General features: G+C 61.3%; 16 protein-coding genes, 1 tRNA gene and 1 riboswitch. Of the genes, 8 read left to right on the top strand and 9 right to left on the bottom strand.

The window, feature by feature from the left end; genetic code table 11:
- Nucleotides 1–85: 85 nt before the first annotated feature.
- The gene (locus AC50YL_RS15325; protein WP_494833064.1) at nt 86–1,252 is read left to right on the top strand and encodes a Gfo/Idh/MocA family protein; all 1,167 of its coding nucleotides are present in this window, start codon (nt 86–88) and stop codon (nt 1,250–1,252) included.
- Nucleotides 1,249–2,403: a trans-sulfuration enzyme family protein gene (locus AC50YL_RS15320; RefSeq protein WP_494833063.1), complete on the top strand. Its 1,155-nt coding sequence runs from the start codon at nt 1,249–1,251 to the stop codon at nt 2,401–2,403. The genes AC50YL_RS15325 and AC50YL_RS15320 overlap by 4 nt, the downstream gene beginning before the upstream one ends.
- Nucleotides 2,404–2,532: 129 nt before the next feature.
- Here AC50YL_RS15320 and AC50YL_RS15315 read toward each other — a convergent pair whose 3' ends face one another.
- The 5 genes from AC50YL_RS15315 to AC50YL_RS15295 all read right to left on the bottom strand — a co-directional run bounded on the left by AC50YL_RS15315 (nt 2,533) and on the right by AC50YL_RS15295 (nt 7,448).
- On the bottom strand, nt 2,533–2,787 hold the full coding sequence (locus AC50YL_RS15315) for an inositol monophosphatase family protein (RefSeq protein ID WP_494833062.1): 255 nt from the start codon (nt 2,785–2,787) through the stop codon (nt 2,533–2,535).
- Nucleotides 2,788–2,846: 59 nt separating this feature from the next.
- Nucleotides 2,847–3,638: a TrmB family transcriptional regulator gene (locus AC50YL_RS15310; RefSeq protein ID WP_494833061.1), complete on the bottom strand. Its 792-nt coding sequence runs from the start codon at nt 3,636–3,638 to the stop codon at nt 2,847–2,849.
- A 99-nt stretch (nt 3,639–3,737) separates the two neighbouring features.
- Nucleotides 3,738–4,868, bottom strand: a complete 1,131-nt coding sequence (locus AC50YL_RS15305) for a GerAB/ArcD/ProY family transporter (protein WP_494833060.1) — start codon at nt 4,866–4,868, stop codon at nt 3,738–3,740.
- Nucleotides 4,869–4,870: 2 nt separating this feature from the next.
- Nucleotides 4,871–5,992 carry a Ger(x)C family spore germination protein gene (locus AC50YL_RS15300; RefSeq protein ID WP_494833059.1) on the bottom strand — a complete coding sequence of 374 codons (1,122 nt, stop codon included), beginning with the start codon at nt 5,990–5,992 and terminating at the stop codon, nt 4,871–4,873.
- A gap of 4 nt (nt 5,993–5,996) precedes the next feature.
- A complete protein-coding gene (locus AC50YL_RS15295) occupies nt 5,997–7,448 on the bottom strand; it encodes a spore germination protein (protein ID WP_494833058.1) in 1,452 nt (483 codons plus the stop codon).
- Between the two features lie 251 nt (nt 7,449–7,699).
- On the opposite strand from AC50YL_RS15295, the gene AC50YL_RS15290 reads away from it, so the two are divergent.
- A complete protein-coding gene (locus AC50YL_RS15290) occupies nt 7,700–7,834 on the top strand; it encodes a hypothetical protein (protein ID WP_494833057.1) in 135 nt (44 codons plus the stop codon).
- Nucleotides 7,835–8,005: 171 nt separating this feature from the next.
- Here AC50YL_RS15290 and gluQRS read toward each other — a convergent pair whose 3' ends face one another.
- From gluQRS to AC50YL_RS15275, 3 genes are all read right to left on the bottom strand, one after another.
- On the bottom strand, nt 8,006–8,962 hold the full coding sequence (gluQRS, locus tag AC50YL_RS15285) for a tRNA glutamyl-Q(34) synthetase GluQRS (RefSeq protein ID WP_494833056.1): 957 nt from the start codon (nt 8,960–8,962) through the stop codon (nt 8,006–8,008).
- Between the two features lie 73 nt (nt 8,963–9,035).
- Nucleotides 9,036–9,112, bottom strand: a tRNA-Asp gene (locus AC50YL_RS15280).
- Nucleotides 9,113–9,221: 109 nt separating this feature from the next.
- Nucleotides 9,222–10,076, bottom strand: coding sequence for a manganese catalase family protein (locus tag AC50YL_RS15275; protein ID WP_161742412.1), 855 nt, complete (start codon nt 10,074–10,076; stop codon nt 9,222–9,224).
- A 350-nt stretch (nt 10,077–10,426) separates the two neighbouring features.
- On the opposite strand from AC50YL_RS15275, the gene AC50YL_RS15270 reads away from it, so the two are divergent.
- Both AC50YL_RS15270 and AC50YL_RS15265 read left to right on the top strand, forming a co-directional pair.
- Nucleotides 10,427–10,990, top strand: a complete 564-nt coding sequence (locus tag AC50YL_RS15270) for a TetR/AcrR family transcriptional regulator (protein WP_494833055.1) — start codon at nt 10,427–10,429, stop codon at nt 10,988–10,990.
- 117 nt (nt 10,991–11,107) lie between these two features.
- The gene (locus AC50YL_RS15265; RefSeq protein ID WP_494833054.1) at nt 11,108–11,860 is read left to right on the top strand and encodes a 3-oxoacyl-ACP reductase family protein; all 753 of its coding nucleotides are present in this window, start codon (nt 11,108–11,110) and stop codon (nt 11,858–11,860) included.
- A 192-nt stretch (nt 11,861–12,052) separates the two neighbouring features.
- On the opposite strand, the gene yicI is transcribed toward AC50YL_RS15265, so the two are convergent.
- Nucleotides 12,053–14,377, bottom strand: coding sequence for an alpha-xylosidase (gene yicI, locus AC50YL_RS15260; protein WP_494833053.1), 2,325 nt, complete (start codon nt 14,375–14,377; stop codon nt 12,053–12,055).
- 123 nt (nt 14,378–14,500) lie between these two features.
- Here yicI and AC50YL_RS15255 point away from each other — a divergent pair, with 123 nt between their 5' ends.
- The 3 genes from AC50YL_RS15255 to AC50YL_RS15245 all read left to right on the top strand — a co-directional run bounded on the left by AC50YL_RS15255 (nt 14,501) and on the right by AC50YL_RS15245 (nt 18,119).
- Nucleotides 14,501–15,379: an AraC family transcriptional regulator gene (locus AC50YL_RS15255; protein ID WP_494833052.1), complete on the top strand. Its 879-nt coding sequence runs from the start codon at nt 14,501–14,503 to the stop codon at nt 15,377–15,379.
- A gap of 227 nt (nt 15,380–15,606) precedes the next feature.
- Nucleotides 15,607–17,790: a PrsW family intramembrane metalloprotease gene (locus tag AC50YL_RS15250; protein ID WP_494833051.1), complete on the top strand. Its 2,184-nt coding sequence runs from the start codon at nt 15,607–15,609 to the stop codon at nt 17,788–17,790.
- On the top strand, nt 17,790–18,119 hold the full coding sequence (locus tag AC50YL_RS15245) for a hypothetical protein (RefSeq protein ID WP_494833050.1): 330 nt from the start codon (nt 17,790–17,792) through the stop codon (nt 18,117–18,119). The genes AC50YL_RS15250 and AC50YL_RS15245 overlap by 1 nt, the downstream gene beginning before the upstream one ends.
- A gap of 87 nt (nt 18,120–18,206) precedes the next feature.
- Nucleotides 18,207–18,402, top strand: a riboswitch (cobalamin riboswitch).
- Nucleotides 18,403–18,621 lie beyond the last annotated feature (219 nt).

The raw sequence follows: 18,621 nt of genomic DNA, 5'->3' as shown, positions 1-18,621 counted from the left end.
ATCATGTAATAGACATCATGCAATGACGGTGGCAGCCTGAGAGCCGACAAGCCCGGCAGCCGCCGGGGGAAAGGGGCATCACGAGATGAAGATCGGCATTATCGGTTACGGGACGCGGATGCATTATTTCCTCGATCGGCTACTGGAGCTGGATGCGGGCGTGGAGGTCGCGGCGGTCGCCGACCCCAATGCGGGCAAAGCCGCGAAGCTGTTGGCGGAGAAAGGAATTGCCGCTTCCGCGGTGCGCTTCTATGCGGAGGCGGACGAGATGCTGGAGCGGGAGTCGCTGGACGGCGTCATGATCGGCACGCGCTGCTCGCTGCATGCGGAGATGGCGGTCAGGGTCATGCGGCGGAACCTGCCGTTGTTCCTGGAGAAGCCGGTCGGGATCGCGTTCGCGGATCTGAAGCGGTTGACGGAAGCGGCGGCGATATCGCGCTCGGAGGTCGTCGTCTCCTTCCCGCTGCGCAATACGCCCGTGGCCGCGTTGACGAAGGAAATCGTCGATTCGGGCCGACTGGGATCGATCGAACACGCACAGGCGGTCAACAACGTCCCGTACGGCGGCGTCTACTACCACGATTGGTACCGCGACGAGTCGGAGACGGGCGGATTGTTCCTGCAGAAAGCCACCCATGACCTGGATTGCCTGAACTTCCTGCTCGGTCTGCGCCCGGCGTCGGTCGCGGCGATGGCGTCCAAGCGGGTGTTCACGGGAGACAAGCCCGCCGGTCTGCGCTGCGCGGAGTGCGCGGACAACCGGACCTGTCCGGAAAGCCCGTACGTGCTGAAGCGCAAGGGCGAAGACGTCACCGGCGAGCTGTGCGCGTTCGCGGTCGATACCGGCAACCACGATTCGGCCAGCGTGCTGATCCGTTACGAGACCGGCATGCACGCGGTGTATTCGCAGAACTTCTATTCGCGCAAGGCGGCCGCGCGCCGCGGCGCCAGACTGATCGGCTACGACGGCACGGCGGAGTTCGACTGGTACCGGGACGAAGTCAAGGTATTCATGCATCACACGCCGCGCGTCGAGACCTATAAGCTGGAAGCGGCGAAGCTGCCGCATTTCGGCGGCGACGCCGCGCTGGCGCTGAATTTCATCGGCGTCATGGAAGGCCGGGAGAAGTCGGCGACGCCGCTGTCCATGGGCATCGCGAGCGCGCTCATGTGCCTCGAGGCGGAGCGTTCGTCCGTATCGGACGCCTTCCGGGTCATTCCGGATGCGCGCGGGGAGCGTGCGGCACGATGAACGATCGCCGCGCGCTCCATTCGGCCGTCGCGCATGACGAGCATGACGACCGGCATTACGGGGCGGTCCATACCCCGGTATACGATACGAGCCTATTCACTTTCCCGTCCGTCGCCGCCATGGAGCAGGCGGGCGCGGATGAGGGCAGCTATATCTATTCGCGCGGCAACAATCCGACGGTACGCGCGCTCGAGACCAAGCTCGCCGAGCTGGAAGGGGGAGAGCGGGCGCGCTGCTTCGCGACCGGAATGGGCGCGATCTCGGCGGCCGTGCTCTCCTCCGTGCGGGCCGGGGAGCATATCGTCTGCGTCGACCAGGCATACGGTCCGGCGCGAGAGCTGATGGGCGGCTATCTGCGCCGGCTCGCGATCGGGACGACCTTCCTCGACGGCCGCGATCTGGCGGCCGTCGAAGCGGCGATTCGCCCGGAGACGAAGCTGCTGTACCTGGAAAGTCCGACCAGCCTGTTCTTCGAGCTGCAGGATCTGCGCCGCTGCGCGTCGCTGGCCCGCGCGCGGGGCATTCGCACGATCGTGGACAATACCTATGCGACGCCCTGCCATCAGAACCCGCTTGCGCTCGGCATCGACCTGGTCGTCCATTCGCTGACCAAGTACGCCGGCGGCCATAGCGACGCCATGGGCGGAGCGGTCATCGGCAGCGCGGCGGCGATAGGAGCGCTCAGCCGCAGCGAGCTTGTCCTGCTCGGCTCGGTCATGCTCCCGCAGACGGCTGCGCTCATCATGCGCGGCCTGCGCACCTTGCCGCTGCGGATGGAACGGCACCAAGCCGGCGGCATGGCCGTCGCCGCTTACCTGGACTCGCTGCCGTTCGTGGACCGGGTTCATTATCCCGGTCTGCCCTCGCAACCGCAGCAGGAGCTGGCGATCGCGCAGATGTCGGGCTTCGGCGGCCTGCTTTCGTTCGAGGCCGGGGAGGACCGGGAGCGGCTAGTTCGCTTCGTGGACGCGCTGGATTACTTCCGCATCGGCTTCAGCTGGGGCGGCTACGAGAGCTTGGTTTCGCTGCAGGAAGGCATGGCCGGTTCGCCGCGGACGAAGCGAAGCGCCGTCCGTCTCTACGTCGGCCTGGAGGAGCGCGAAGATTTGATCGGCGATTTGGCGAATGCTTTTCGCGCGGCCGGGTTCTAGCGGGCTGCAAGCCGCGGCATCCGCATCAACTAAAGGGACGGTACCGAATGCTTAGGCATCGGGACCGTCCCTTTTCGTCTCGCGCAAAGTCTGCGCACCTGCGCAAAAGCCGCGGGCCGCGCCGCAAGGTCAGGCTTGGAATTCGTTCAGCGCGGACAGCAGCGGCGCGAAGATGCGATCGCTCCCCGCGACGATGCCGGCCGTGCCCCATGCGAACGGGCCGCCGTCGCCGTCCGTAACGATGCCGCCCGCCTCCCTGATCAGCAGGGAGCCGGCCAGCCAGTGCCGAACTTGGCGAAGATGTCTTCGCGCGCGAAGAATCGAAGCCCCTGCTTCGATTCTTCGTAGATTGCCGCTCCGGCGGCGCGTAGGAGTTCCAGGCAAAAGGGGATATCAATGCATGTCATGTTCAACATCCTTTCGCCGTGCGCGCAGATGACGGACTAGATCGTCAAACCGCTTTCTTGCAAGTGCCGTTCGAACAACAGGCGATACTTCTCTCCGTACTTCGCCGCCAGTTCCGCGCTGAAATCGCGCTCGATCCGCTTCATGATGACGTCGTGGAAGAAGGCGTTCTTCAACAGCTCGCTCACGGCCGGGTGATCGGTCTCGACGGCGGTCGGCTTGTGTTCCGTCCCGAAGCTGCCGATCAAGGAGGCGGACGAATCGCAAAGAATCGAATATTTCCGAGACTCGCTGCCGGGCCGTTCTTCGTCGCGCAGGTGGACGACGACGTTCTTCAGCGGCGTTCGGCATTCGCCGATCACGACGAGCGTGACTTTGACGCCGCGGCCTTCCGCTTCGAGGAGCGCATCCTCGACCCAGTGCAGGTCCTCCGACCACAGGTCGGCGACGATGGATGTCTCGGCGCTGGCGACCATCCGGCGGATGGTCGTCCCGATCGCTTTGCGGCCCTGCCAATTGTAGAACGCCGGCAGGCTCCGCGGAACGGATCGCAGATTCTCCAGCAGAAGCTTCGCGGTCTGTTCGAAGCCGCTTTGAAGGAGCTTGACGAACTGCGCGATGGGAACGGCGTCGTAGGTGACGGGATCCCCGTGGATCGCCCGGCAGGCGCCCTTGTCCGACAGGGCTCTCAGCGCGGCGTAGACATTCGTGCGGGAGACGGATACCCGCTTCGCGACTTCATAGCCCGACAGGTCCGGCTCGTCGAGCAGCGTCAGGTAACAGCGGGCCTCCAGGTCCGACAATCCGATTTTTTTGAGCGATTCGATCATGCCAGCCTCCGAAATTAAATTAGTAGTGTTCTAAAATAACACTAAAGGCACGACAGGGAGAAGTCAACGCGGGCCGATCGAGTTTTCTTATCCCTCTCCTTATTGCGTCTCCGTTAACTTCGCCGCGTCAGCGTCGGCCGGCTGCATGCCGCTCTGCCTGGCTTTCTTCACCCAAGCGCCGATCAGCAGCAGGAGCGGGAAAAAGATGGCGTAGAGGGTGTAATAGCTGAACAGGTAGGCTCTGACCCACTCCACGTTCTCCACGATATTGCGGAACAGCAGCGAATACGCCGAGATGACCCAGATGAGCGGATACGCCACGAAATGCCGCTTCTCGATCTTGAACAATTGACAGATGGCGAGGACGGCGCAATAGAACAGGATGCTCAGCTTCAAGCAGACGATGAACAGCACGTTGATGGCCAGGATCGTCTCCAGGTGCTCGAGGAAGCTGGTGAACTGCATTTCGCGGAAGAGCACGAACACCGGATAGATCAGATGGGAGCTGCGATTCACTCCGAGGATGCCGATGTTGCACAGCAGGCTTAGCGACAGGATGACGCCGCTCGCGAGAATGCCCGGCAGGTAAGAGGTTTTCAGGCGGTTGCGGACGTAAGGAAACAGCATCATGAGCGAGACGGTCTCCATGAAAGGGAACGCGAAGGCGTATCTCGTATGGACAACCGTCGTCCAGACCGAAGCGATATGGCTCTCGTGGAAGTTTTGCCAATCCCACTGCCGGAGCGCGACGAGGACCGGGACCCAATAGGCCAGGGTCAGATAAGGCGTCAGCAGCTCGGTCACCATCGCGATGGCGGCGGCGCCTTTCACGACGGCGTAGGCGCAGGTGAAGAGCACCATGATGTTGAAGAAGGCGAGCGGCGTCTGCGGCATCATGCTGGCGTGCAGAAAATCGCCCAGATTGCGCGTGACCCACGACGCGATCTGGATGAAGAACAGGATGTAGAACAGCGCGATGACGCCTCCGGCCCATTTGCCTAACGCTTCCACGGCGATTTCGACCAGGCTTTTCCCCGGAAAGTGGTGCGACAGGTAGAGCCACAATAGCGCGAGCGCGAGCCCGTAGACGAAAGCCCCGATGCAGAAGAGCCAGGCGTACTGCTTCGCGTCGCCGATCATCTGGCTGGTCAGCACGATCCAGGTCGTGCCCGCCGTGAAATAAAAGGTGACCGTAAACATCTGCCAGCCGCTTATCCGTGCTTGTTCCACCTTCAATTCCCCCTTTCGAACGTATGCGGCCCGGTCGTATTGCCGATCGCCGACATGTCGGATTCGACCTTGAACGTCACGTTGACGTTCTTCCAATCCCGAATGCCGTGATCCTGGATGCCCAGCAGATCCCAATCTTTGTTGATCGCCATGCGAACGAATGCCTGCGATTCGGCTTCGAATTGGCGATTGAATTTGTCTTCGATATCCCGGATGTTGCCTAAGGTAACGGGGGTCGTCTGCTGGTTGTTGACGATTCTAAGCGTCGCGCGGATCCGGTACGTCAGGCCGGAAGCGTTGAATTTCCGCTTAATGCGGATACTGCTGGCTTCGACGTCCACGTAATCGCCGTTCACCGTCAACGTCTCGATGTAATTCGTCAGGTTCTTGTTCAGCAGGAAATAGCGTTGTTTTTCGTCGAAATTCAAGCGTCCGACCATGCGCCCGCGCTGGAATACGGCGCCTCCGATAAACAGGAACGTCTTCTTGCGGATGTCGATGTCTTCCAAGCGATTCGTATCTTTCGCGGGATCGGAAGACGTATAGCTGACGATGGGGATGACCATCGGCTTCTTCCGGTACATGCCTTTGGCCAGATCCTTGATCCGAATCGGCTCGTACCCGGTTTCGAATCCTTGGCCGGAAAGATTGATCAGCGACCGGATATAGCGGCCCGGCATGCGCTCGAGGGGCGAAAAGCTGTTGATGATCGTTTCGATCGGACTCCCCGCGATGAGGAAAATCACGTTCGTCCGGCGATCCGGGCTGAGTTCCACGAAATTGATCATGTCCGCGATGCCGAGCTTCGCGTAACGCTCCGACAGGATCAGCGCCTGCATATGCGGCATGAACAGGCTGCGGGGCATGATGGTCGTCGTCTGTCTCGTGAACCTGCCCAAGCTGAAGTCCTCGAATTTAAACGTATAGACCGCGGCCTTGGCGGCGCCGCTTTGCTTATTCGTCAGCGCGCTCGGGTTGATCACCTGATAATAAGCCGTGATCATGCCCGTCTTGGGATCCTTGTCGGCGGCACCGAGGTTCACGATGGCCAGCTGATTGATTTCTTTCATGTCCCAGCAGCCCGCGCAGAGCAGGAGACAGATGAGGATGCCGATGATTTTCATGCGTTCACCTTGTATTCTTTTTCGCTTTGGTTTCCTGGGGCAGCCGCGTCATGAGCTTGCGCGGGACCCGTACGAGCGTATCCTTCAAATCGGACAGCATGAGCGGCGCCAGCGGCGCCATATAGTGCGCGCCGAAGGAGCGGATGGACACCAAATGGATGAACAGCATGAACACCCCGCACATCAAGCCGAACAAGCCCATCACGCCCGCCATCAGCATGAAGACGAACTGCACGATCCGCTGGGCGATGCCGAAGCTGTACGTCGGCGAGATATAATTGGAGATCGCGGTCAGCGACACGACGATGACCATCGACGCCGAGACGAAGCCGGCTTCGACCGCCGCCTGCCCGACGACCAGCGCGCCGACGACCGAGATCGCCTGGCCCGCGATGCGCGGCATGCGAAGTCCGGCCTCCCGCAGGATCTCGAACGTGATGAACATGATCAGCGCCTCGACGACGGCGGGAAACGGCACTTCTTCCCGCTGCGCCGCGATGCTGATCAAGAGCGGCGTCGGCAGCAGCTCCTGGTGATAGCTCACGATGGCAATATACAGGGAAGGCACGAAGATGGACAGGACGAAGGCGAACATGCGCAGCCAGCGCAGCAGGGTCGCGATATCGGCCCGCTGGTAATAGTCTTCGGGCGACGAGAACAGCTGAAAGAACGTGATCGGGCCCGCAAGCGCCATCGGCGTACCGTCGATCAGAACGGCGACATGTCCCTCGAGCAATTTCGCGGTGATGCCGTCCGGCCGCTCCGTACTGATCAGTTGGGGGAACGGGGACAGCGTTTTGTCCTGGATCCATTCTTCGATATAGGCGCTTTCCAGCACGCTGTCCGTTTGAATCGCGTCAAGCCGCTTCCGGAATTCGTCCACAATTCCTTCGTTCGCGATATTGCCCATGTAAGCCATGCAAACGTTCGTGGCGGTTTCCGAGCCGATGACGAACGATTCGAAGATCAGGTTCGGGCTCTTCAACCGCTTGCGGATCAACGCCATATTGACCTCGATATCCTCGACGAAGCCTTCGCGGGGGCCGCGGATCGAGGATTCCGTCTTCGGCTCGGTGATGCTGCGGTAATCGCCTTTGGCGACGTCGCAGCTCAGAAAGCCCGGAGCATGCTCGGCGATGAGCACGCACTGGCCGTCGAGCAGCTTTTTCACGGCGGCATCCGTGCCGGTTGCGATCGTTTTGTGCGCGATGGGGATCAAGTTCGACAGCCATTCCGGAACGGCGGGCTTCGAAACTCCCTCGTTCGGGCCGGCGGCGTACGCTTCCAGGATCGGCTTCAGGATCAACTCGTCGATCTGCGCGCATATCACGATGGAAGCAATGTAGATGCAGTAGACGCGGTCGTCATCGCGAAGCGGCACGGACTGGCAGACGAAATCCGGGGACTGTCCCAGCTGCTGCTTGATTTCCCCGACCGTCCGCTCGCCGATTCCCAATGCCGTCGCCTCCCGTTTTCCATGAATTAACTTTTTTCATGTTGCCCTGCGGCTCTCGTTAATATACGCGGCTACGGACGGCGGACGCCGACGGCAGCGCGAGCGGGCGGCGTACTTTGCCGGATGCTCTCGATTGTCTGTTGTGCGATCGCGAGCGTAAGGGCCGACCGCCGGAATCTGCTTGGCTTGCCCTGCGTAATGCATGAAATCGACCCCTCCCGCCCATCTTAGGTGGGATGGAGGTGAGAGCAATGACGGGAAGGAATAATAAGCCGAAGCGAAGAGGCCCCGAGTCGCACCCGGGCCGACTCGATCAATACGGCGAGAAGCTGGCCGAAGGCAGCGGCACGAAAGCGATGCAGCCGGACAACAACGACAAGAGCTGAGGGGCAACCGATAAAACCGCAAAAAAACGTCGCCCGCTAGGGGCGACGTTTTTTTGTAGCTGTATTCAAGTGAGGCTGCTGCGCCGTTCAGGCATCGAGATAATGATAAGCCTGCCGCACGCGGCGCCTGGCATTCGGATCCGCGGCACTAGCGGCATCCGAGGCATCCGATCAAGCGAGCAGCCTTTGGAGCATCGCGTCCGTGATCCGCAGGTCCTGCGAGGTGACGCGGTCAAGGCGGAACTGTCCGATCAGCTCGGCCGCGCGGACCGGCTCCGGCTTGTCGGTCAGCCCGCTGACGGCGGCCAGCCAACCGACGACCTTCTCGGGAGCGGCGCCGGCCGTTCGCAGCGCGGCGAGCGACAGGCCGCCGTTGCGTTTGGCCAGCCGGCTGCCGTCGGGGCCGAACATCAGCGGCACGTGGGCGAAGCGGGGCGGGCGCAGTCCCAGCGCCTCGTACAGCTGCAGCTGCCGCGGCGTGGAATCGATCAAGTCGGCGCCGCGCAGCACGTCCGTGACGCCCATCGCGGCATCGTCCACGACGACGGCCAGCTGGTAGCTGATCATGCCGTCGGCGCGCTTCACGATAAAGTCGCCTCCCGCCCCGGGCGGAAAGCATTGCGATCCGGCGACGCCGTCCTCGAAGGCGACGGGCTGCAGCCCGGCGGCATAACGAAGCGACGGCTGCTTGCGGAGGCCGAGCTCCGACCGCCGCTCCGGCGCGAGCGCGCGGCAGGTGCCGGGATAGACCGCGCCTTCGCTGCCGAGGCCGTGCGGCGCGCTCGCTACCGCCGCGAGCTCGGCCTTGCTGCAGAAGCAGGGATACAGGCTGCCGGTCCGCTCCAGCTTGGCGAGGGCTTCCTCGTACATGGCCATTCGCTCGCTTTGCGTATACGGCCCGCGCTGGCCGCCGACATCCGGTCCCTCGTCCCAGTCCAAGCCGAGCCAGCGCAAATCCGCGAGCGCCAGCTCGGCGAGCTCCGGCCGCGAACGGGTCGTATCGACGTCTTCCATGCGCAGGATGAACGTGCCGCCGGCGCTCCGCGCCTGCAGCCAGGCAAGCAGCGCGGTACTGGCGTTGCCGATATGCATCGGTCCCGAAGGCGTAGGGGCGAATCGTCCTCTCATGGCGGCGCGGTCTCCTTTCTATGCAAAAATGAGCAGGGAGACAAGCTCCTGCTCAAAAGGTTGGTATGAAGGATGGCGGAGCCGACGGGATTCGAACCCGCGGTCTCCTGCGTGACAGGCAGGCATGTTGGGCCACTACACCACGGCTCCGCATTAACAAGACAAGCATTATCATACCATGCCCGGCATTCGCGGCGCAATAGATTTCTAACTCAATCGAGCCGAAATAGCGTTGGCCATTAGGGGTGTTTCTGTCCGGTCAACGCTGCATGTCGACCAAGCCGGGGCTGTGCTCGTTCGGCATATCCGGCAGCTGCGGCACAGGGAAGCCCTGCGGAGGCGGGATGACCGCGAGCTGGCCGCCGTTGCGGCTTGGACTTTGACCTTGGAAAATTTCCCCGATGCGGGTAGCGTCCAAGCGGAAATTAAATTGCGCGTTGTGGTAGCCCATGTCGACGAATTTGCGGCATTCGGGGTATTTGTTGATGTCGTAGTTGGGGATGGGAAAGCTCTTCGCCCAGTCCACGCCGAGCGTCTCGAGCGCTTTCGCGAAGGCGTTCTGATGGGCGTTGTCGCGCACGATCAGGAAACCGAGCGTTTCCCGGAGCGTTTTGTTCGAGCTCATCTCGTAGATCCGCGACTTCTGCAGCACGCCCGTCGACTCCAGCACGACATTGTTGAGCAGGTCCGCGATCAGATTACCGTGCGCGTATACGTACGAGCCGCTCCATGGATTGCCGCCCGCGTCGACCGGCAGCGAGCTTTTGGCTGCCATGATGTAGTGATGCGGATTGGCGAGCTTGACGGCTTCGTCGATCGGAGCCGCGTCGGTCCCGGCATTCCCGGGCTCGGACAAACCCGATTCGTTCAGCAGCTGATTGATCGTGCTTTGCACGAGCTCGACATGCGCGAGTTCCTCCAGAAACACGCCGCGAATCAGATCGCGAAACTGCTTGTCCTTGCCTCTGAAGTTCGCGCTTTGAAAAGAATACTGCATCATCGTGCGCATCTCGCCGAATTGTCCGCCCAGCGCTTCCTGCAGCACCTTGGCCGCGGCGGGATCCGGCCGGTCCGGCTGAATGACGTTGATCAATTCTTCCTTGTAATAATACATGCTTCGTTCACGACCCTTTCTTTTCGTAGGTAGGAGGCTGCGTTTTCCATCCGTCCGTAGTATCCCTTGCGGGCCATTTCTTATGTAAGCATTCGGCTGTTAGGCGTCGAGGCTGCCCGTGAATTCATGCGCCGTCATAGAACGGCCGTTGACTGTGAGCATGATTATCAATTAGAACGAAATAACGCAATCGCTGACGAAACGACGGAAAGAGGCGAATCGCAGTGGCGATGGACGCATATCCGATCCAAGCCGCTGGGAGCTAGGAGTGAAATAAATAGGAACAATCGTTCCGAAAAGACTTGAATTTCAACGCGCTATGATTTAGAATCAACGGCAGGGGATGATCAATGATGTCGAGAAACAAAACGTTTAACATCGACGACGCAATCGAGCAAGCCATGCACGTATTTCGCGACAAAGGGTACGAAGGCACCTCGATGCAGGATCTCGTGGACGCAACCGGCCTCAGCCGCAGCAGCATTTACGAGACGTTCGGCAGCAAGAAGGACCTTTATCTCGTTTCGCTCGACCGATACGAGGACCAAGCGCATGATTTGACCTCCGTGTTGTATGGCTCCGGTCCGGCCAAGGAATTGCTGTTGTCTTTCTTCGACCGGTTGATCGCGCACAATATGCCGCAAAGCTGCCTGATGGTCAACGCGTCGCTCGAGATGTGCGATCATCCCGAAGTGAAAGACCGAATCAAGGCCAACGTGGTCCGCAACGAGAGAGCCTTCTATCAACTGCTGACGCGTGCCGCTTCGAACGGGGAGCTCAAGGGCAATCCCGACCTGAGAGCCCTGGCGCAATTCCTGGTCAACACGATGCAGGGCATAACCGTTACGGCCGTTACCGCGGACCGGCAAGCCTTGGATAATATCGTTGCGATCGCGCTTCATTTCTTGCGTTAATTTTTTCTCGTTTATTGGAACGATCATTCCCCTAATGTCATTTCACAGCAGCCGAATCTTGTTTTTTTGTTTATTTCCGGAACGATCATTCCCGATAGTGTAAAGGAGAGCATAACCATGACCATTCAAACGATCGGTTTAACGGGTAAAGTGGCATTCGTGACAGGAGGATCCCGCGGCATCGGCGAAGGGATCGTCAGACGGCTTGCTAACGAAGGGGCCGCCGTCGCTTTCACGTACGCCAATTCCGCCGGGAAGGCGGAACAGTTGGCGAAGGAGATCGAGGCAGGCGGCGGCCGGGCGCTGGCTATCCGCGCAGACGCTCTGGACGCGGATGCCGTGAAGAAGGCCGTGAACGAGGCGGCCCGGACGCTTGGCGCGATCAATATTCTCGTCAATAACGCGGGATTGCTTGACGTGAAGCCGTACGACCATTTCACGATGGACGAGTTCGACCGAATGGTCGCCGTCAACATTCGCGCCGTGTTCGCCGCCGTTCAAGCAGCCGCGCCATCGATGGGCGACGGCGACCGCATCATTACGATCGGCAGCGTGAACGCGGACGCCAGCGGATTTCCCGGGATGAGCCTGTACAGCATGAGCAAGGCTGCCGTAGCGGGCATGACCCGCGGTTTAGCCCGCGACTTGGCGGCGCAAGGCGTGACGGTGAACAATATCCAGCCGGGACCGGTCGACACGGACATGAATCCGGCCGAAGGTACTAACGCGCCCTTCCTGAAATCGCTGATGGCGCTTGGACGATACGGTACATCCGCGGAAATCGCGGGGCTCGTCGCATACCTTGCCTCCCCGGAAGCTTCCTACATCACGGGCGCATCCATCGATGCCAACGGCGGATTCATGATCTGAGCCGCCATCCAATCTCATGAACCGCCGCCAGTCCGATCAGCTTTTTGATCGGACTGGCTTTTTTTATTATGAAGGCCGAGGAAAGGAGCGTCCGACTCACCGCGGACGTGCTATAAGACGGGATCATTCCGGCTTAAAAGCAAAATGCGCCGTTCGCGGCACGAAACCGCAAACGGCGCAAAACCCGTTGCCTTATAGCTGAACGATCACTCGCGCGGCGCCGGCGGCAGGCGTAATCCGCACGCCTTCCGCGCCGGCGTCGGCTTGGCCGCCTTGCACGGAAGCGACCGCGTTCACGCCGCGAAGGACCAGGCTCCAGCCTTCGGCCTTGCCGTCGACGTCGAGCGTGATCGTCGCGCCGCTGCGGACGGCCGTCGCGGTAAAGGCCGTTTCGCCGGTGACGGTCGGCACGGCGGCGGACGCGGACGCGCCGTCCTGAAGCGCGAACAGCTGCAGCGTCGTTCCGGCGGCATAATCGTAATCCGGGCGGCCGTCTTCGGCGCCGACCGCGATCAGCGAATTCTCGCGGACGAACAGCGGCAGGCCGAAGTAATCGAAGCCCTCCTTGCGCCAGCTACCGCCGTCAACCTGCTCGCCGGTCAAGTAATGCGTCCACGTGCCCTGCGGCAGGTAATAGACGGATTCTCCGTCGGCATTGAAGATCGGCGCGACGAGCAGGGATTCGCCGAGCATGTACTGGCGGTCGAGGTAATCGCTCGTCGGATCGTCGCCGAATTCCAGCACCATCGCGCGCATGACCGGCAAGCCGATCTTGGCAGACTGGACGGATTGGCCGAACAGGTACGGCATCAGGCGCAGCTTGAGCTTCGTGAAGCGGCGGAGCACGTCGACCGCTTCCTCGTCGAACAGCCAAGGCACCCGGTACGACGTGCTGCCGTGCAGTCGGCTGTGGCTGGACAGCAGGCCGAAGGCGACCCAGCGCTTGTACAGGTCCGGCGTCGCGCTCGCCTCGAAGCCGCCGATGTCGTGGCTCCAGAAGCCGAAGCCCGATAAGCCGAGCGACAGTCCGCCGCGCAGGCTTTCCGCCATCGATTCGTAGGTCGCCTCGCAATCGCCGCCCCAGTGCACGGGGAATTGCTGGCCGCCGGCCGTGGCCGAACGGGCGAACAGCGCGGCTTCGCCTTTGCCGCGTTTCTCTTCGAGCAGCTCGAAGACGACCTTGTTGTACAGCTGCGTGTAGTAATTATGCATCTGATGCGGATCGGAGCCGTCGAAGTAGACGACGTCCGTCGGGATGCGCTCGCCGAAGTCCGTCTTGAAGCTGTCGACGCCCATGTCCATCAGCGCGGCCAGCTTGCTTTTGTACCAGTCGCATGCCGCGGGGTTCGTGAAGTCGACGAGGCCCATGCCGTACTGCCACAGGTCCCACTGCCACACGCTGCCGTCGGGGCGCTTCACCAGGTAGCCGAGCGCGGCCGCTTCGTCGAACAGCGGGGAACGCTGCGCGATGTAGCTGTTGATCCAGACGCAGATGTGCAGGCCTTTCGCCTTCAAGCGCTCCAACATGCCGCGCGGATCCGGGAAGACGCGCTCGTCCCATTCGAAGTTGCACCATTCGTATTCCTTCATCCAGAAACAGTCGAAGTGGAATACCGCCAGCGGGATATCGCGCTCGGCCATGCCCTCGACGAAGCTCGTCACGGTCGCCTCGTCGTAACTCGTCGTGAACGACGTCGTCAGCCACAAGCCGAACGACCAGGCCGGCGGAAGCGCGGGCTTGCCGGTCAGCGACGTATAGTTGGCGAGCACGTCCTTCAGCGTATCGCCGCCGACCACGAAGTATTCCAACGACTCGCCGGCGACGCTGAACTGCGCCTTCGACACCTTCTCCGACGCGACCTCGTAGGAGACGAGCTCGGGGTGATTGACGAATACGCCGTAGCCGCGGTTGGTCACGTAGAACGGAACGTTCTTGTACGCCTGCTCGGAAGCCGTGCCGCCGTCCTGGTTCCAGATGTCGACGGACTGGCCGTTCTTCACGAACGGCGTGAACCGCTCGCCGAGGCCGTAAACGGTTTCGCCGATGGCCAGATCGAGCTGCTCGCGGAAATGATGGTTCCCGTCGGCGGCTTTTACATAGCCGGTGGAGCGCGAACCGCTGCGCGTCAGCTTACGGCCTTTATAGGTATAAGTAATGGAGATCGGGTGAGCCTTCGTGATCGTGACGGCCGCGTCGCCGCTCTTCAGCGTGACGGCCTGCGCCGTGTCCTCGATCTCGACGGGCACGCGGTCAGCCGTCAGCAGCGGGAACGAGGAAGGGCCGGGACGCTTCGTTCCCTTATGATGGTAGAACTTCGCGCGGATGATATCCTTCATCGGGGAGGAGAACTCCATCGTGATCAGAGGCGCGTTCAACGTGTTGCCGCGGGTCTCCAAATGCCGGTTCGTCGCATAAACGGTGATGCCGTCCGCGCCGACCGCCACGTCGTGCACCTCGTACGGCCAGATCACCTCGTAGCCTTCGCGGGTCATCCAGTAGCCATCGCTGAATTTCATCCATTTTCATCCTCTCGTCATAGCGTTGATATCTGATATAACTAACAGTATACTGATTGAAATGGTTAATATCTTGTATTATTATGCTGGTTATTAGCAGTATTCTGATTCGGAGGCGGTATTATGGACAGACGCCATTTGCGGGAAGAGCGGCGGCACGGCAGTCCCGAATTTCCGGTCGGCATCTACCGCATGGAGCGGGCGGCCGGCGATCCGATCCTGGACTCCCACTGGCACGAGGAAGCCGAATTTCTGGCGGTCGAAAGCGGGGAGGCGGTCTTCCAGATCGGCTTGTCCGCTTATCATGCGGAAGCGGGGGACGTATTGTTCATTCCGGGCGGGGAGCTGCACGGCGGCTACGCCCGGAACGGTTCGGCGTGCGCGTACGCGGCGATCGTGTTTCGGCTGGATTGGCTGACGAGCCCGGGAGATGGCGCGGACCGACGGTATTTCGAGCCGCTGCGAAGCGGCCGCTCGGCGCCGGAGCCGCATGCCACGGCGGCGAACGGCCTCGCTCCGGCCCTGTTCCGCCATCTCGGTCCGCTGCTGGAGCTGGAGCATTCGGACGATCCGGCGAAACCGCTGCGGCTGAAGGGCGGGCTGTATCAGCTGTTCGCCGAGTATGTCTCGCGCGACGCCTTCGTCCGGGGAGAGTCGAGGTCCGCGCTCGATGCGCATACGCAGGATCGGTTGAAAGCGGTGTTGACCTACATCGACGCGCATTATGCGCGCAAGCTGAGCATCAAGGAACTGGCGGCCGAGGCGGGCATGAGCGAGGGGCATTTCTCGCGGGTGTTCAAATCGTTCATGCGCAGAACGCCCGTCGAATACATCAATCTGCAGCGAATCCGGACCGCGGCCGCGCTGCTCGCCGAACGCAGGACGACGGTCGGCGAGGCGGCGCTCGAAGCCGGCTTCGACAACTTCAGTTATTTTTGCAAATTATTCCGTTCCGTATTCCAATGCACGCCGTCCGAGTATCGGAACCGGGCGGTCGAATGAAAGTTCTCGGCGGCGATGAGCTGCAAGTCCCCCATTAAGCCGTGCCCAAGGGCCAAGACCTCCTCCCGAACCGGGAGCGAGGTCTTATTTTTGTCTCCGGACTTTTCATCGCGCGCGCGAAAGGGTAAAAATTAACATTTGCTCATCCGGGCATGATTGCGGCGCAACGGCACATATCCTGATGTCGCGGCGAACAAAGATCGGGGAGGGAGTCCGACACGAATACCTTGTGGCAAATCCGCACCGGCATCCGGGACGCGCTGGAATCGGCATACCGCCTGTGCAAGGCCGCGCTGAAGCGTTATCCTTCGATCCGCCTGGCGTATACGGCATGCTCCTGGCTATCGCTCGCGGTGCTCGCGCTTAGCTTGATTTTCGTGGAACAGTCGCGCACGATGCTGGTTCAATATCTGTGGTCCTTCTACGTCGTGCTGCAGTTCTGGGTGCTGTGCCGCGGCAAAACGCTGCCATGGCGACAGGTCGCCCTCTGCGTCATGGCCGGCGCGCTGCTCGTGGTGCCGTTCACGGCGCTGACCGTCAACGCCGTCCATGCGCTGGCCGGGGGAAGGACGATGGACACGTGGTCGCAGGCCGTGCTGACGCCGATCGTGGAGGAAGCATGGAAGCTGCTTCCGCTCGGCGCGATGCTGCTTTTCTCCCGGCGGGCATCCGCGTTCAGCCTAAGCGATTTCGCCATGATCGGGGCGGCCTCCGGGGCAGGCTTCCAGCTGGCCGAGGAGCTGTCCCGACGGTGGACGAATACCGGCGCCATTGCCGACAGGTACGGCTACAGCTATACGATGCTTGGCGGGGAGACGATTCATTGGGATTTCTTCACCCTGTTCCCGGGACGCTTCGAGGAGAGCTTTTTTTCGTCGCTCATGACGGTCAGTCATCCGGTGCACACCGCCATGATCGCGCTCGGCTGCGGAATGGCCTATCGGCTGCGCAAGCGCTTGGGCAAGGCCGCGTACCTGTTCCCGCTGGCGCTGCTGCTATGGGCGATTCTCGACCATGCCGCCTACAACGGGCAGAGCCGGCTGCCGGATTGGGTGATGACCGTTCACGGCTGGACCGGCAGCGGATACGAGACGAAGCAGGTGTTTCTGCTGATGCTGGCCATTGCGGTGATCTGGGACTACGCGTCCCTGAACCTCATGCGGCGCAAGCTTCCCGCCCTGCCGGGCGAGTCCTTCTTCGACCCGTTCTCCGAGTTGTGGAGCATGGGCGAGGCGTTGTTCGGCGGCCGCAGCCGCGGGAGATTCGCTTATCTGCTCGCCTTCTACCGGGAACGGCGGGAACTGGCATTTATCCTGCTATATGGAAACGCGGAAGCGGCAGGCAGGGAAGAGCGCATCAGGGAACGGATGAAGAGGCACTACCGGGCCGCGGCCGGGCTCGCCGCCATTCTCCTCGCGATCGGCGCGTTCGCCGGGTTTCATGCGATTGCGCTTCATCCTGCCTCCGTTCCTTCGGGCGATGCGTGCTTCGCCTGCATGTTCGATTCGCTCCAGAATTGGTGGGACCGGCTGAGCGGATTCGAGCAAGGCGCGATCATCGTCGGGGCGCTGGCGCTTTCGCTGCTGTTCTTCGAGTTCTGGCCGGCGCTCGGCATCGCGCTCACCGTGCCCGGCATCGCCGGAAGCGGTCATGAGATCGCGGACGACATCCGCGATCCCAAGCGGCTGCTCACGCCCGAGAACGCGATCGCCGCGGCCTTCGCCATCCTGCTGAGCCGGCTGCCGATCGGGAAAGCCATGGAATGGATTGCGAAGAAAGGGCGCAAGCCGCTCGAGAGATTATTGAAAAAACTCGGCCGGAAGAAGCCTGAACTGCCCGATGCCGGCAAGCCGCCGAAGCGCGGGGAACCAAGCGGGCCTAAGCCGGACGGCGAAGAGCCAGGTCCGGGCAAGGGGAAGGACGGGAAAAAGGCGGATGACGATGACGACGCCGGAAGCGAAGCAAAGGACGATTCTTCGCCCGCGGCAGGGAAATCGTATCATGAGGTCGAAATTGTCGACCAGCAGGGCAATCCCGTCGGGGAATTCGACGAGATCGATGCGGAGAAGGGCATATTCTACGAGGACAAGACGGCCAGCGGGCTCGACAAAGTCAATCCGCGGACGGGGCTGCCGGCGCAAACGCCGCAGCAATTCGCCGACAAGCAGATTCTCGCGAAGACCCGCAACCGGATCAACAACATGGCGTCCAAAGCCGTTTCCACGCGGGCGACCGCCCATGGCTCGGCGGACATTCCGTCGCTCGAGCAGATCAAATCGATCAAGCGGTTCGTCTTCCGGCTGGACGGGGATACGCCCGAGCTGCGAAGCGCGGTGGAGAACAGCCTGAACCGACTGAGGGCCGAATTTCCGGACCATGCGTTCAACGTTCTATTTAGGGGGAAACCGTAATGTCGATCAGTGCATTCATGCCCGAACCGACGGGCGAGTACGAGAAGCTGTTCAACGTGCCGGTAGCGACCGAGGCGTTCTTCGGCGAATGCTGGGAGCCGGCCGCGGAGGCGCTGGGGCTGCGGTGGGTACCGCTATTCGCGTCGGGCATCGACGTGACGAAGGCGGATTTGCCCGATGTGCTGGAGGAGCTCGCGAAGCTGAGGCGGTGGGCCGCGCGCGGACTGGACGGCGATCGGCTGGCGCTGATGCTGGCGAGGCTCGACCGGCTCGCCGCTGAACTGCCCAAAGCGCTCGAGCGGGACGGGGCCGTCGTGTACATCGGTTGACGGAACGAACGGACAGGCGAATCTGCGACTCTCGCAGCGGAAATGATAGACAACCCTTCCGAAAGCCGTTATGATGAATGGAAATTGAATACATGGATCCGTAAAGGTGCAGGCTTGCCACGCAAGCTTGCTTAAAAGGGAAGCCCGGTTAAAATCCGGCGCGGTCCCGCCACTGTAATTGAGGAGCGACTCCACACGGCGCCACTGGTTCGGCATTGAACCGGGAAGGCTGGAGAAGCGATGAATCATGAGCCAGGAGACCTGCCTTTACGCGAATGTTTTCTGAATTCCTCGGGGGGTGGGAATTGGAAATGATCATACGACGCGCGCGACTTCGCTTCGAAGCCGATGCGCTTCTATTGCGTATGCGTGGATAACGCGATTGTTTAAGCCGCCCTTTTTCGGGCGGCTTATTTTTGTTGGCCGGCGATGCTCGCAGTTAGGCGGTAAAGCAGCGACGAAGCAAGCGAGAAATTAAATACGCCATGGGAAGCAAGGGCGA

The sequence above is a fragment of the Paenibacillus sp. J22P277 genome, from assembly GCF_059383675.1.
This window is presented reverse-complemented; position numbering and strand designations above follow the sequence as displayed.

Coding starts and splice junctions, on each gene's coding strand:
- AC50YL_RS15325 (WP_494833064.1), top strand. CDS start 86: ATGAAGATCGGCATTATCGGTTACGGGACGCGGATGCATTATTTCCTC.
- AC50YL_RS15320 (WP_494833063.1), top strand. CDS start 1,249: ATGAACGATCGCCGCGCGCTCCATTCGGCCGTCGCGCATGACGAGCAT.
- AC50YL_RS15310 (WP_494833061.1), bottom strand. CDS start 3,638: ATGATCGAATCGCTCAAAAAAATCGGATTGTCGGACCTGGAGGCCCGC.
- AC50YL_RS15300 (WP_494833059.1), bottom strand. CDS start 5,992: ATGAAAATCATCGGCATCCTCATCTGTCTCCTGCTCTGCGCGGGCTGC.
- AC50YL_RS15290 (WP_494833057.1), top strand. CDS start 7,700: ATGACGGGAAGGAATAATAAGCCGAAGCGAAGAGGCCCCGAGTCGCAC.
- gluQRS (WP_494833056.1), bottom strand. CDS start 8,962: ATGAGAGGACGATTCGCCCCTACGCCTTCGGGACCGATGCATATCGGC.
- AC50YL_RS15275 (WP_161742412.1), bottom strand. CDS start 10,076: ATGTATTATTACAAGGAAGAATTGATCAACGTCATTCAGCCGGACCGG.
- AC50YL_RS15270 (WP_494833055.1), top strand. CDS start 10,427: ATGATGTCGAGAAACAAAACGTTTAACATCGACGACGCAATCGAGCAA.
- AC50YL_RS15265 (WP_494833054.1), top strand. CDS start 11,108: ATGACCATTCAAACGATCGGTTTAACGGGTAAAGTGGCATTCGTGACA.
- yicI (WP_494833053.1), bottom strand. CDS start 14,377: ATGAAATTCAGCGATGGCTACTGGATGACCCGCGAAGGCTACGAGGTG.
- AC50YL_RS15255 (WP_494833052.1), top strand. CDS start 14,501: ATGGACAGACGCCATTTGCGGGAAGAGCGGCGGCACGGCAGTCCCGAA.
- AC50YL_RS15245 (WP_494833050.1), top strand. CDS start 17,790: ATGTCGATCAGTGCATTCATGCCCGAACCGACGGGCGAGTACGAGAAG.